Annotated in this window: 12 protein-coding genes and 1 riboswitch; of the genes, 11 read left to right on the top strand and 1 reads right to left on the bottom strand. The window is 37.6% G+C overall.

The window, feature by feature from the left end; genetic code table 11:
* Positions 1–95: 95 nt before the first annotated feature.
* Positions 96–1,064, bottom strand: coding sequence for an asparaginase (locus tag MW695_RS12305; protein ID WP_247105645.1), 969 nt, complete (start codon positions 1,062–1,064; stop codon positions 96–98).
* A gap of 163 nt (positions 1,065–1,227) precedes the next feature.
* On the opposite strand from MW695_RS12305, the gene prsW reads away from it, so the two are divergent.
* From prsW to rpsA, 11 genes are all read left to right on the top strand, one after another.
* Positions 1,228–1,875, top strand: coding sequence for a glutamic-type intramembrane protease PrsW (prsW, locus tag MW695_RS12300; protein ID WP_247105724.1), 648 nt, complete (start codon positions 1,228–1,230; stop codon positions 1,873–1,875).
* Between the two features lie 15 nt (positions 1,876–1,890).
* Complete coding sequence (locus MW695_RS12295; protein WP_247105644.1) at positions 1,891–2,055, top strand: hypothetical protein; 165 nt, start codon at positions 1,891–1,893, stop codon at positions 2,053–2,055.
* A 69-nt stretch (positions 2,056–2,124) separates the two neighbouring features.
* Positions 2,125–2,229: riboswitch (SAM riboswitch) on the top strand.
* Between the two features lie 149 nt (positions 2,230–2,378).
* The gene (locus MW695_RS12290; RefSeq protein ID WP_247105643.1) at positions 2,379–3,491 is read left to right on the top strand and encodes a methionine biosynthesis PLP-dependent protein; all 1,113 of its coding nucleotides are present in this window, start codon (positions 2,379–2,381) and stop codon (positions 3,489–3,491) included.
* 26 nt (positions 3,492–3,517) lie between these two features.
* The gene (locus tag MW695_RS12285; RefSeq protein ID WP_247105642.1) at positions 3,518–5,353 is read left to right on the top strand and encodes a bifunctional homocysteine S-methyltransferase/methylenetetrahydrofolate reductase; all 1,836 of its coding nucleotides are present in this window, start codon (positions 3,518–3,520) and stop codon (positions 5,351–5,353) included.
* Between the two features lie 18 nt (positions 5,354–5,371).
* A complete protein-coding gene (gene metH, locus MW695_RS12280; RefSeq protein WP_247105641.1) occupies positions 5,372–8,821 on the top strand; it encodes a methionine synthase in 3,450 nt (1,149 codons plus the stop codon).
* A 189-nt stretch (positions 8,822–9,010) separates the two neighbouring features.
* Positions 9,011–10,063: a cell wall hydrolase gene (locus MW695_RS12275; protein ID WP_247105640.1), complete on the top strand. Its 1,053-nt coding sequence runs from the start codon at positions 9,011–9,013 to the stop codon at positions 10,061–10,063.
* Positions 10,064–10,081: 18 nt separating this feature from the next.
* The gene (gene ypeB / locus MW695_RS12270) at positions 10,082–11,434 is read left to right on the top strand and encodes a germination protein YpeB (protein WP_247105639.1); all 1,353 of its coding nucleotides are present in this window, start codon (positions 10,082–10,084) and stop codon (positions 11,432–11,434) included.
* Between the two features lie 152 nt (positions 11,435–11,586).
* The gene (locus MW695_RS12265; protein WP_247105638.1) at positions 11,587–12,255 is read left to right on the top strand and encodes a flagellar brake protein; all 669 of its coding nucleotides are present in this window, start codon (positions 11,587–11,589) and stop codon (positions 12,253–12,255) included.
* A 99-nt stretch (positions 12,256–12,354) separates the two neighbouring features.
* A complete protein-coding gene (gene cmk, locus MW695_RS12260) occupies positions 12,355–13,020 on the top strand; it encodes a (d)CMP kinase (RefSeq protein ID WP_247105636.1) in 666 nt (221 codons plus the stop codon).
* A complete protein-coding gene (locus MW695_RS12255; protein WP_247105635.1) occupies positions 13,017–13,598 on the top strand; it encodes a lysophospholipid acyltransferase family protein in 582 nt (193 codons plus the stop codon). Before cmk ends, MW695_RS12255 begins: the two co-directional genes overlap by 4 nt.
* A 93-nt stretch (positions 13,599–13,691) precedes the next feature.
* The gene (gene rpsA / locus MW695_RS12250; RefSeq protein WP_247105633.1) at positions 13,692–14,849 is read left to right on the top strand and encodes a 30S ribosomal protein S1; all 1,158 of its coding nucleotides are present in this window, start codon (positions 13,692–13,694) and stop codon (positions 14,847–14,849) included.
* Positions 14,850–14,888 lie beyond the last annotated feature (39 nt).

Below are 14,888 nucleotides of genomic sequence, written 5' to 3'. Positions count from 1 at the left end.
AAGTTTGATTTTTAACTTTTCCAGTCCCCTTTAAGCAATGCGCGAAAACTTTGCCTATTTTGAAAAGCTTAGTATGAGTGGTTTTTTTATTACGATTATTGCTCAAATAAAGCGTGCATCTGAGATAAGTCATTTGTTTGTTCGAGTACCACCATTAATTTCAAGCGAGCCTTTTGTCCATTTAAGCCATTTGCGAAAATGACTCCTAATTCTTTTAATGTTCTGCCACCTCCTTCGTAAGCATAAATATCTTGAACGATACCACTAAAGCAACGTGAAACAAGAATAACAGCTATATTGTTAGATAGAAGTGATTGAATAGGTTTAACTAATTCAGGAGGTACATTACCTTGGCCGAATGCTTCGATCACCAACCCATCTATATTCGTCTTATGGATGGCGTCGATGATGCTAGGGTCCATTCCTGTATAGGTTTTCATTAAGGCAACGTTCTTATTTAATTGAGTCAAATTATACGTCTCACGCTTCGTTAACGTGTGGTGAAAAGTAACCCCGCGCTTTGTAACAATCCCAATTGGCCCATATTGAGGGCTTTGAAATGTAGCAATATTGCTTGAATGTGTTTTCGTTACGTTTTTTGCAGTGTGAATTTCATCATTTAAAACAACAAGAACACCTTTTCCTTCCGCCTCCTTACAGGCAGCTACTTTGACAGCTGAAATGAGGTTATGAGGACCATCTGCGCCGAGTTCATTACTTGATCTCATTGCACCTGTCACAATCAGCGGGATGTCCCATCCTAATAATAAATCAAGCAAATAGGCTGTTTCTTCAAGAGTATCAGTTCCGTGAGTAATAACAATTCCTTCTAATTGATCTTCCTTAACTCGTTTCTTCATATGTTTTGCTAATTGTACTACTATATAAGGAGTCATATGAGGAGAGGGAATATTTAAATAATCATCAACGATGACAGAAGCTATTGTTGATAGAGATTCAATTGTGGAATATAATGGATTTAACTGTTGCTTTAAGATTGTACCATTTGGACCTTCTTGCATCGCAATCGTTCCACCAGTATTAAGAATAAGTATTTTTTTCAATTTATACACCTCTTATCGATCTGAATAATGATAGTACTGACCTTATATATCATAGCAGAATAATGATTTACTTGAGGAGGTTATGAAGCATTTTTCTGCACGTTTTTTCTGAGTCGAATAATCAAAGGTTCAAATGCTTAAGATAAAAGGGAAAGGACATATAATGATTGCACTCATTACAGCAGCTATTGCTCCGGGAATGGCTTTATTATCATATTTTTATTTAAGAAATCATTATAGTGATACAACAGTTGGTTTTATTTTTAGGACATTTTTTGTTGGTGCTCTCTTAGTGTTTCCAGTTATGGTATTACAATATGCTTTCTTAACGGAAGGTTACTTTCAACAAGCTTTTCTTCGTACTTTTTTCTTATATGGATTTGTTGAAGAATTTTTTAAATGGTTTCTTCTTTATTTTTTTACTTATCAACATACGACATTCACTAAACGTTATGACGGGATTGTTTTTGGTGTCGCGTTATCGCTCGGCTTTGCAACACTTGAAAATGTTTTTTACTTATTAGCAAATGGTCTTGATTTTGCTCTTGGAAGGGCTATTTTTCCTGTATCGAGTCACGCTCTGTATGGGGTCATAATGGGCTACTACTTTGGACGAAGTAAGCTTGAGCATTCAAGAAAACGTTTATATCTATTTTTCGCTTTATTATTTCCATTTTTATTACATGGAACATATGATTTCATTTTAGTATTATTTGATATATACTTTCTTATTGGAATGATTCCATTTATGCTGTTATTATGGTGGTTAGCATTAACAAAAGTAAAACGAGCTCATCAATTAGATGTTTAAGAAAGGGGAATAATCATGCAACAGAGAGAGCGGTATCGCGTTGTTATACGCTGTTTAAGTTGTGGTGAAAAATATATTTTACGAGGTTATTTAAATGATCATGGTGAGTTTGAAACGGGATTTAAACGGTGTGTATGTGGAAATGATCAACAATTACACACAGATGCAACTCTCGAATAAAAAAGAAAACGAAATAACCTTGCAAATTTAACGAAAGTGTTGTACCTTTAATAAAACAATATATGATGATTCTTATCACGAGAGGCGGAGGGAATGGCCCTATGATGTCTCAGCAACCAGCCACTAGGTCAGGTGCTAATTCCAACAAGTTGAAATTGACTTGAGAGATAAGAAGGAGAGCTGATTAAATGTAAACAAACACCTTCTTCTTATTACTCGAAGAAGGTGTTTTCTTTGTTCTACAAAAAGTAAGAAGGATATGATGATGAGACTACTAAAAAAAATTAATCTGAGTTGTCTTATTTGACTAGGAGGTTATGTTGATGAATGACAAGCATTTACGCACAGAACTTGTACAAATTGGAAACCGCTCAAAAGATCCTACAGGAACCATTAATACTCCTGTTTATTTCTCTACAGCGTATCGGCATACAGGTATCGGAGAATCAACGGGATATGATTACTCTCGTACAGGTAATCCAACAAGGGAAGTGTTGGAGAACGCCATTGCTAGTTTAGAAAAAGGAGACAGAGGCTTTGCCTGTAGTTCAGGAATGGCCGCCATTCAAATTGTCTTTTCATTATTCGAGGCAGGGGATGAAATTATCGCTTCGAAGGATTTATATGGCGGAACCTATCGGTTATTTGAAGAAGGCTGGAATAGATGGGGTTTGAATTTTTCGTATGCCGATCCTCGTGATATTCGTAATGTTGAAGCTTGTTTAACTGATAAAACAAAAGCGCTCTTTATTGAAACACCGACAAATCCACTTATGCAAGAAGCATCCATCAGTGAATTAGCTACTTTTGCTAAAAAGCACGATTTGTTATTGATTGTTGACAACACCTTTTATACACCATTGCTACAGCAACCGCTAGCTGAAGGTGCTAATATCGTTATTCATAGTGCATCAAAATATTTAGGTGGTCATAATGATGTGATTGCTGGACTAATAGTCGCAAAAGGTGAAGCTTTATGTGAAAGGCTCTTTTATTATCAAAATGGTGTAGGTGCGATACTTTCATCTTTTGACTCTTGGTTATTAATAAGAGGAATGAAGACATTAGGTTTAAGAATGAACAAACACCAAGAAAATGCGAAAAAAATCGTTCAGTATTTTGAGCAAGAGGAAGGTGTAAAAGAGGTACTTTATCCTGGGAAAGGCGGGATGGTTTCATTTCGAATTGAACAGGAAGAATGGGTAAATCCATTTTTACAACAATTAAAGCTAATCTCATTTGCTGAAAGTCTTGGTGGAGTTGAAAGTCTTATGACTTATCCAGCCACACAAACTCATATGGACATACCTGAAGAAATTCGAATTGCCAATGGTGTCTGTAATCGTTTATTACGCTTCTCGGTTGGGATTGAAGAAGCTGAAGATTTAATTGGAGATTTACAGCAAGCATTTCATTACGTAAAGGGGCAGTCCTAGCATAGGATCGAGATGGGAGGAATAAGGTGACTTTTTTAAATCAGCTACAATCTAACATTTTAATTGGTGATGGAGCAATGGGGACTCAATTGTACGCATTAGGCGTTGATCAATGCTTTGAGGAGTTAAATCGTACTCATCCTGAAATGATCGTTGATGTCCACGAAAAATATGTAAACGCTGGAGCTGATATGATTCAAACGAATTCATATGCAGCTAATGCTATTAAACTCGATAAATATGGTCTTTCAAAGCAAGTGAAAGATATTAATTATCAAAGTGTGAAGCTTGCTAAGCAAGCTTCACATAATGACACTTATATATTTGGAACAATAGGTGGGATTAGACGTTTTCAATTAGAAGAAGTAGGGCTCGAAGAAATTCGAAATGCTTTTAAGGAACAAGCTGAAATCCTACTTGAATCAGGTGTGGATGGTCTTCTTCTTGAAACATTTTATGATCTAGAAGAAGCAAAGCTCGCTGTGGAGCTTGCTCGTAACCTAACTTCCTTACCGATCGTGATGAATATCTCATTAGGAGAAATCGGAGTATTAAATGGTGGGATTCCTGTAACGGAAGCATTTAAAGCTTTGTATCATAATGGTGCAGACGTTGTTGGTTTAAACTGCCGTATGGGACCATATCATATGTTGCGTTCATTTGAAACCGTTCCTATTCCTAATCAAGGGTTTCTTGCTGCTTATCCTAATGCAAGCTTGCCTGATTTCCGCGATGGACGTGTTTTTTATCAATCTAACGCTGATTATTTTCAATCAATGGGGAAAAAGTTTATCGAACAAGGTGTGAGATTACTAGGCGGTTGTTGTGGTACGACTCCGGAACATATTGCTGCGTTTGCCAAAGTAAAAAAAGAAGTAGCCCCAATTACGAGCAAAGTTGTCCGTCCTTTACATCAAATATTGGTGAAAGATCAAATTCCACCAAAAATAGATAAACCATTGCCAGAGATCGTGAAGGAACGCCATTCAGTTATTGTAGAATTAGATCCACCAAAGAAATTAAGTACGGAAGGTTTTATGCAAGGGGCTAAAGCATTGAAAGATGCCGGTGTGGACGCAATTACAATGGCTGATAATTCGTTAGCTTCTCCGAGAGTTGATAATTTATCTCTTGGTTCAATGGTCAAACAGCAGCTTTCGGCACGGCCACTCGTTCACATTACTTGTCGAGATCGAAATTTAATCGGATTACAATCTCATTTGATGGGATTACATGCACTAGGAATGAATGATATATTAGCTATTACAGGTGATCCTACGAAGGTAGGAGATTTTCCAGGGGCGACATCAGTCTATGATTTAACTTCATTTCAATTGATACAGCTCATTAAACAATTAAACGACGGTATTTCCTTTTCAGGAAAAGAGTTAGGAGAAAAATCTCAATTTTCTGTAGGAGCTGCATTCAATCCGAATGTGAAATATTTAGATAAAGCAGTGAAACGTTTAGAGAAGAAAATTGAAAGTGGTGCAGACTACTTTATGACACAACCGATTTACAACGAAGCGCAAATCGAAGCTCTTTATCATGAAACGAAGCACTTATCTCATCCAATTTATGTCGGCATCATGCCACTTACAAATAGTCGTAATGCAGAGTTTCTTCACAACGAAGTACCGGGTATTAAACTAACAGATGAAATTCGTAGTGCGATGGCAACTTGCGGGGAAGATCGTACTGCTTCAACGCAGGAAGGTCTATCTATTGCAAAATCTTTAATTGATACAACTCTTGAATATTTTAATGGCATTTATTTAATCACTCCATTTTTACGATATGAAATGACTGTGGAACTGAAGGAATATATCGATCAAAAAGCAAAATCAACAAGGAGAGTTTAAAAAGGAAAGGAAACGAGTATGACTAAATCATTGTTTGAACGACAGCTCGAAAAGAAAATTATGATTCTTGATGGAGCAATGGGAACGATGCTTCAAGATGCGAACCTTACAGCTGAAGATTTTGGTGGAGAAGAATTTGAGGGTTGCAATGAATATTTAAATGAAACCGCTCCTCATGTTATTGAACGAATACATCGTGAATATTTAGCTGCTGGTGCAGATATTATTGCGACGAACACTTTTGGGTCTACAGACATTGTATTGGACGATTATGACCTTGGTTATAAGGCTGAGGAATTAAGTCTTATAGCCGCTCAAATCGCCAAAAAGAAGGCAGAAGAATATTCTACACCTGAATGGCCAAGGTTTGTGGCTGGTGCCATGGGTCCAACAACGAAATCTCTATCAGTAACGGGCGGAACAACTTTTGAACAATTAATACATTCCTATCATGAGCAGGCTCGAGGATTAATTAAAGGCGGAATAGATATTTTTTTACTCGAAACAAGTCAAGATATGAGAAATGTGAAAGCTGCTTATATTGGAATAAAAAAAGCGAGTGAAGAAATGAATGTCGAGCTGCCTTTAATCGTATCAGGTACGATTGAACCGATGGGGACGACTCTAGCTGGACAGAGCATTGAAGCATTTTATCTTTCATTAGAACATATGAAGCCACTTGTCGTTGGTTTAAATTGTGCTACTGGACCCGAGTTTATGCGTGACCATATTCGTTCATTGTCAGAGCTTTCCACAACCTATGTAAGCTGTTATCCGAATGCTGGTTTACCTGATGAAGATGGACATTATCATGAATCACCCGATTCTCTTGCAAAGAAGCTTATCGCTTTTGCTGAAAAGGGTTGGTTAAATGTTGTTGGGGGCTGTTGTGGGACAACGCCTGAGCACATCCGTGTAATGGTCGAGGCGACAAAGGGTGTAGCCCCTCGCTCATTCAATCGTGAGCATGGACATGCGGTATCAGGAATTGAGCCACTCATTTATGATGATAGTATGAGACCGTTATTTGTTGGTGAAAGAACGAATGTCATCGGCTCCCGTAAATTTAAACAGTTGATTGCTGATGGGAAATACGAGGAAGCCTCTGAAATTGCACGCGCTCAAGTGAAGCGAGGTGCCCATGTTATAGACATATGTTTGGCAGATCCAGATCGAGATGAACTACAAGACATGGAAGAATTTTTGTCGTTTGTTATTAATAAAGTTAAAGTTCCTTTGATGATTGATTCGACTGATGAAAAAGTCATTGAAAAAGCATTAACGTATTCTCAAGGTAAGGCCATCATTAATTCAATTAATTTAGAAGATGGTGAGGAGCGCTTTGAAGCTGTTGTGCCAATTATAAAGAAGTACGGAGCAGCTGTTGTTATTGGAACAATTGATGAGGAAGGGATGGCTGTATCTGCTGAACGTAAGTTAGAAGTTGCTAAACGATCGCATGATTTATTAGTCAATAAATATGGTTTACAGCCTGAAGATATTATCTTCGACCCGTTAGTATTTCCGGTTGGAACTGGCGATGAGCAATATATAGGCTCAGCAAATGCAACGGTAGAAGGCATCCGTTTAATCAAAGAAGCACTTCCCAAATGTTTAACGATTCTTGGAGTAAGCAACGTTTCTTTTGGGCTACCTCCTGTCGGTCGTGAAGTGCTAAATGCAGTCTATTTATATCATTGTACACAAGCAGGATTAGATTACGCGATTGTGAACACTGAGAAACTTGAACGATATGCATCCATTTCAGATGAGGAAAAAGAAATGTCCAGTCAGCTATTGTTTCATACAACCGATGAGAACTTAGCAAGCTTTACGGCATTCTATCGTGGAAAAAAAGCTGAAAAGAAAGTTGAGCACTCTAATTTAACATTGGAGGAGCGACTTGCATCTTACATTGTAGAAGGATCAAAAGATGGTTTAATCAAAGATTTAGATTTAGCCTTAGAAAAGTATGATGAACCTTTAGACATTATTAATGGTCCACTAATGACGGGGATGGACGAGGTAGGTCGGTTATTTAATAATAATGAATTAATTGTAGCTGAAGTTTTACAAAGCGCTGAGGTGATGAAAGCCTCGGTTGCTCATTTAGAACCGTTGATGGAAAAGAAAGAAAATGGAAATGGGAAAGGGAAAATTCTTCTTGCGACTGTTAAAGGTGATGTTCATGATATCGGTAAAAACCTTGTTGAAATCATACTAAGCAATAACGGATTCAATATTGTGAACCTAGGTATAAAAGTAACACCTAATGAATTGATTGATGCGATTAACCGAGAAAATCCTGATGCAATAGGATTATCTGGTCTTTTAGTCAAATCTGCACAACAAATGGTTTTAACTGCCCAAGACTTAAAGCAGCAGCAAATTTCATTACCTATTCTAGTTGGTGGTGCTGCACTTACGCGGAAATTTACAAACACTCGGATTGCCCCTGAATATGATGGCCTTGTTTTATATGCTAAGGATGCAATGAATGGACTTGATATAGCAAATAGATTAGCGAAGCCGGATGAGAAACAGAAGCTTGCTGAAGAATTAAAAGAAGCTCAATTGAAGCGAGATCAAGTAACCGTAACAAAAGAGCCAAAGGTACAAAAAGAGGTTATAGTACCAGCAAGATCTGAAGTGAAAGAAGCTCAAGTGTTTAAGCCGTCTGACGTTGATCCGCATATTCTTCGCGAGTACCAACTATCACATTTAGTACCTTATATCAATATGCAAATGCTACTTGGTCGTCATTTAGGCTTACAAGGAAAAGTGAGTCGTTTATTAGCTGAAGGTGATGAACGTACAGTAGCATTAAAGGAAAAGGTAGATCAATTTTTACACGAAGCAAAAAGCAACGAACTAATCAAGGCTCATGGAATGTATCGATTCTTTCCTGCTCAATCAGATGGAAATGATATCATTATTTATGATCCAATAGATCATAAAACGATTATAGAGCGTTTTACATTTCCTCGTCAAAATCATAAACCTTTCCTATGCTTAGCGGACTATTTACGCCCAGTTTCGAGTGGTGAGATGGATTATGTTGGTTTCTTAGCAGTTACTGCAGGCCAAGGAATAAGAGAGCTGGCCGAGCAAGCTAAACGTGATGGAGACTATTTATACAGTCATTTAATTCAAGCTGCAGCATTAGAAATTGCCGAAGGGTTTGCTGAACGCGTCCATCAATTAATGCGAGATCGAATGGGTTTTCCTGATTCACCTGATATGACAATGGATCAACGGTTTGCTGCAAAGTATCAAGGAGTACGTGTTTCATTCGGTTATCCTGCATGTCCAAACTTGGAAGATCAAGAAAAGCTCTTCTCTTTACTTAAACCAGAAAAGATAGGTATTGAACTAACGGAAGGGTATATGATGGAACCGGAAGCTTCAGTTACTGCGATGGTATTTGCTCATCCTGAAGGACGTTATTTTAATGTTTTAGCAAATTAAATAGTGAGATTTTAAGCCTTATACACTTACTGTGGTGTACAAGGCTTTTTTAGCTTTTTTATGTTTTTCTGAAAAAAATGGGTAGTTAACTGTTTTTTTGATCCATTTGTATAAAATATGGTTCTTTACAAACAATATCCTTAGAAAGTAGGACGTATTTAAGCGTTTGAAGATAAGGAGGGTATCGTTATGCGTAAAACGATTTTAGTAATTGCGTTACTTTTAGTCAGTGTATTTCATTGGCCTCAGACGACATTCGCTTTTTCAGAACAAATTGTACAAAGAGGAGCAACTGGAGATGATGTCGTTGAATTGCAAGCAAGATTACAATACATCGGGTTTTACGATGGAACGATTGATGGTGTTTACGGATGGGGAACCTATTGGTCCGTAAGAAATTACCAAGATCAATTCGGTATGACGGTTGATGGATTAGTTGGTCCTCAGATGAAGGAACGGTTAGAGAAAACAACACAATACCACGAAGAGTTTGTTCAAAAAGCTTTGACAGAGGGTAGGAAATTTACACATTATGGCACCACACCGTTAGATATTCAAAAAGGCCCTAAAGGAAGTACAGGTCAAAAACAGACTCAAACGCCTCAAAAAGAAGAAAAACCACAACAACGTACTGGTGAAGCAGAAGCGGACCAACCAGAGGAGCCGACCCCTTCACCTCAAGAAGCGGAGGAGCCAGCTCCATCACCTCCTGATCAGGAGCCCCCTGCTCAACAAGAGGAACCAGCAGGTGAAGAAGCAGCACCGACAGAGGAACCAATTCCTGAAGAACAACCAATACCTGAAGAACCGGTTCCATATGAAGAGGTACCAGAGGAACAGGATAATGAAGCAAATATTCAAAAAGCCGATAATGTTCCCCCTGGTTACTCTGATAATGACATTCAAATTATGGCGCAAGCCGTTTATGGAGAGGCACGTGGTGAGCCATATATTGGCCAGGTTGCCGTTGCTGCTGTCATTATCAATCGTGTAAATAGTCCAATTTTCCCTAATACGGTTTCAGGTGTTATTTTTGAGCCACGGGCATTTACTGCTGTTGCAGATGGACAAATATATATGGACCCTGATGAAACAGCGCGAAGAGCGGTTTTAGATGCATTAAATGGCCAGGATCCAACCGGAAACGCTATTTACTATTTCAATCCTGATACAGCCACATCTGGATGGATTTGGAGCAGACCGCAAATTAAACGTATCGGGAAGCACATTTTCTGTCATTAATCTTTGGAGGTGAAAAGTATGGCAAAGAATCTTATTATTGGTCTATTAGCTATCGCTTTAGTTTCAACGGGTATTTGGGGATATCAACAACAAACTCAAGGCCAAACTTTACAAATACAAGCAGAGAATAATTACCAACGAGCTTTTCATGAATTAGCCTATTATATAGATCAAATTGAAGATCAATTAGGAGCTAGTTTAGCCATGAATACAAGAAGACAGTTAACGCCTGCTTTAGCAGAGATTTGGCGTGTGACAAGTCTAGCACATGAAATGATCGGACAGCTCCCTTTAAATTTTGTTGATATAGGTAAAACGGAAGAGTTTCTGTTTAAAATGGGGCGTTTTTCTTATCGGACATCGATAAGAGATCTGGACAAGGAGCCTTTAACAGATGAGGAATATGAAACACTTGAAAAGTTTTATGATTACTCTAAAGAGATTCGACAAGAACTAAGAAAAGCACAAGCATTGATGTTACAGCAAGATGGACGTTGGTTAGATGTTGAACAAGCGCTTGAGCAAACAGAGGAAGCGAAAGAAAATGAAGTCGTTACAAATTTTGAAGTCATGAATAAAGCGGTAGAGGGTTATAGTGAAACAGATTGGGGAGTAAGTTTAGCCGCCATTGATGATCTAAATGGAGAATTAAAAAGGGCTCTTGAAGAAGGGAAAGAAATTTCAGAAGAGGAAGCGAAAGATAAGGCGTTGTCCTTCCTAAATATGAATGAACAAACCGAAGTGGACATTTCCAAAACTGGTAATGGATTAGAGTATCCTGCATACTCAATCGTTGTAAATGATCCTAACCATGGTTCAAATTACTATATGGACATGAGTGTTTATGGTGGAGAGCCATTATGGTTTCTTCAAGATCGTCAGGTTTCAGAAACGAACAAAAGTTTAAACGAAGCAGCTGAAGCTGGTTCTAAATTTCTAAGAAAGCAAGATAAATCTTCAATGCAGTTAGTTGATAGTAAGCAATACAATTCTTTGGCTGTACTGGAATACGTACATTTAGAAGACAATGTACGTATTTATCCAGACCAAATTACCCTTGAGGTAGCACTGGATGACAATGATATATTAGGTTATCACGCCATCAGTTATCTAATTAACCATAAGGAAAGGGATATTCCAGATCCAGAAATTTCAATGGAGGAAGCGTTAGATAACGTTAATCCACAACTTGAAATTATGGAGGATCATATTGCAGTTATTGAGAATGATTTAGGGGAAGAAGTATTATGCTATGAGTTCTTTGGTGTAATTGATAATAATACGTATCGGATTTTTATTAACGCAGAGGATGGTGAAGAAGAGAAGGTTGAAATGCTAGAACAGGCGGAGCCAGTATATGATTTCTCTTAAAAAAGATAAGCGGAAGGGGGGATAAAGTACCCCCTTCCACTTTTTTATAGGATAAAGGGTATGTATAATCGATCGGAAAGGTGTTACTTTTGACTCATTCATGTCATAATAGATAAGAAATGAAAGTAGCGGTATTTACAGGAGGGGTATTTATGATTGAAGTAGGTACGGTTCTTATATTAGAAATATCAATCAAAGCAGAAAATCAACAAAATAGAAAGTTTCGTTGTCGAATTGTTGATTATCATGATTCTCACTTAGTTGTTGATTATCCAATAGATGAAGAAACGAACAAGCAGAGTTTTTTTTTAGAGGGCACTGAGTTTCATGCTACGTTTGTTGGAAAAGATGATGCTGTCTATATGCTAAATACGGAAATTGTCGGTAGAATAAAGTTCAACGTACCCGTTTTATTGTTAAAAGATCCAGGAAAAGAAAATTACATCCGAACACAGCGCCGTAATTATGTTAGAGTAGAAGAAGCGGTTGATGTTGTTGTTTATCCAACAGACAACAAATATGAGCCTCTTCGTTCTGTAACATGGGATTTAAGTGGCGGAGGTTGTGCCGTAGTGTTACAAGAAGATCACCCATTTCCTGAGCATGGTGAAGTAAATCTATGGATCGCTTTACATATGAACTCAGGGGAGTTAGTTTACATACAAACATTGAGCAAAATTATAAGAGTTATACCGATAAAGGGGAATATAGGAAAGCGTGTATCGCTACAGTTTCTATCAATTTCTAAAGAAGAAAGTCAAACGATCGTTCGATATTGCTTTGAAAAACAGTTAGAGCAACGAAGAAAAAACAGAATATAATTCCAATTTTGTATTCTTCATTAGACCAAGCATATAAGATTGTGATAAAATTAACCTTATTAAAATATATGGTTGTTATTGTTGGAAGGTGTAGTCGAGATGAATATAGCCATCGATGGACCTGCAGGAGCAGGTAAAAGTACAGTTGCTAAATTAGTAGCAGAGTCATTATCGTATTTATATATTGATACTGGTGCTATGTATCGCTCATTGACGTATGCGGCGTTACAGGAAAATGTAACCTTAGAAGATGGAAAGGCATTATTAAATTTATTAAATAAGTTAGAGATTGAATTAAAAAATGAAAAGTGTGTCACTACTGTACTATTAAATGGTGAGGATATTACGTCAGATATACGTTCGTCTTCCATAACTGCGAACGTTTCTATAGTAGCACAGCATGAAATAGTACGGCATGAAATGGTACAACGCCAAAGGCAACTGGCAAAAGAAGGGCAAGTTGTTTTAGATGGACGTGATATTGGAACACACGTATTACCAAATGCCGATTTAAAAATATTTTTAACGGCATCCGTTGAAGAACGTGCTAAAAGGCGTTATGAAGAATTAATAGCTAAAGGGGAGACTATCGATTACGCGCAATTAGTTCAAGAAATTGCTAAACGTGATGAGTTAGACTCAACTAGAGAATTTGCTCCTTTAAAAAAAGCTGAAAGTGCTATTGAAGTGGACACCACTTCACTTACAATAGATGCTGTAGTAAAACAAATTTTAAACCTTGTGAAGGAGAGAGCATCAATATGAGTATGTACCAATTCGGCAAGCGTATTTGTTTGTTGTTTCTCTCAAGTTCGTATAAAGTAGAAGTAATTGGACGTGAAAATATTCCTAAAGATGGAGGAGTGTTGCTTTGTTGTAACCATATTAACAATTTAGATCCGCCTTTACTAGGAAGCTACTTAGACAGAAACGTGCATTATATGGCAAAGAAGGAGCTATTTGAAAAGCCTATACTAAAATGGTTGCTCCCGAAATTACACGCATTCCCAATTCGTCGTGGGATGAGTGATAAGCAAGCATTGCGCACAGCTATGACATTAATAAAGAACAATGAAATAGTAGGGCTTTTTCCTGAAGGAACTAGAAGCAAAAACGGTCAATTACAAAAAGGATTAGCAGGAGCTGGTTTTTTTGCGTTACGTACTAATGCTACCGTAATCCCTAGTGCTATTATTGGGCCATATAAGTTTAGAGGTAGACTTAAGCTAGTTTATGGTGAGCCTATTGATTTTTCAGAATTAAAAGAGACTAGAGGCTCTGCTGAAGAAGCAACTGCGATAATTATGGCTGAAATTCAAAATTTGATAAATGAACATCAGTAATTGTTATTCAAATTCTTTCGCTAGTGTGAAAGATTTTAAATAAGTTGAAAATAACCGTAAGTAGACGGCGAGTAATGAAGGAGGCAAAAGTCAATGGTCGAAGAAATGAACAACGAAATGGCAGAGATGAAATCTTTATCTATAGGTGAAGTTGTTACAGGTAAAGTAACAAAGGTCGAAGATAAACAAGCGTTTGTCGATGTCGGATTTAAAGTTGATGGAATTATTCCAATTAGCGAGCTTTCAAGTTTACATGTAGAAAAAGTAAGTGATGTTTTGTCAGTTGATGATCAGATTGAATTAAAAGTGATTAAGCTCGAAGATGACGAGCTAATTCTCTCTAAACGAGCTGTCTTAGCTGAAAAAGCATGGGATGACCTGCAAAAAGCCTATGAATCAGGCGACATCTTAGAAGTGGAAGTTGCTGAAGTTGTAAAAGGTGGACTTGTTGTTGATTTAGGTGTTCGTGGCTTTATACCAGCTTCATTAGTCGAAAGACATTATGTAGAAGACTTCTCTGATTATAAAGGACGTACACTACGCTTAAAGGTTTCGGAAATTGATCAAGAAAACAATAAGTTAATTCTTTCTCAACGAGCTGTTTTGGATGAAGACTTAGAGCGTTTGAAAAAAGATGCATTGAGTTCTTTAAAAGAAGGAGATGTGGTTGAAGGGAAAGTACAGCGCTTAACATCATTTGGTGCATTTATTGATGTAGGTGGAGTTGATGGTCTTGTACATATTTCACAATTAGCTCATCATCGTGTAGAAGATCCATCAGATGTAGTAGCTGAAGGGGATACGGTGAAAGTCAAAGTCCTTTCAGTTGATGTCGACAGTGAACGGATTTCATTATCAATTAAAGATACACTTCCTGGTCCTTGGGAATCTTTTTCTGGTAAAGTAGCCGTTGGCGATGTGTTAGAAGGCGTTGTGAGAAGACTTGTTCATTTTGGAGCGTTTATCGAGCTCGCACCTGGAGTAGAAGGCCTCGTTCATATCTCTCAAATCGCAAATCGGCATATCGGAACCCCTTCTGAGGTATTAACTGAAGGAGAAACGGTACAAGTGAAAGTTCTCGATGTGAATATCGATGAAAAGCGAATTTCTTTAAGTATTCGTGCTTTATTAGAGGAAGATGAACAAGACGATGAAGACTACAAACAATACGAGGCACAGCAAAATGATGAACCTTCTGGATTTTCATTAGGAGATATGATCGGGAATAAACTAGATAAATATAAAAAATAAAAAGAGTAAAAAGGAGTTGATAGCGGTAGAACCCTATCT

The organism is Halalkalibacter sp. APA_J-10(15) (assembly GCF_023017105.1).
Lineage (GTDB): Bacteria > Bacillota > Bacilli > Bacillales > Bacillaceae_D > Halalkalibacter.
The sequence above is the reverse complement of the archived record's forward strand: the minus strand, read 5'-3'. Positions and strand labels throughout refer to the sequence as shown.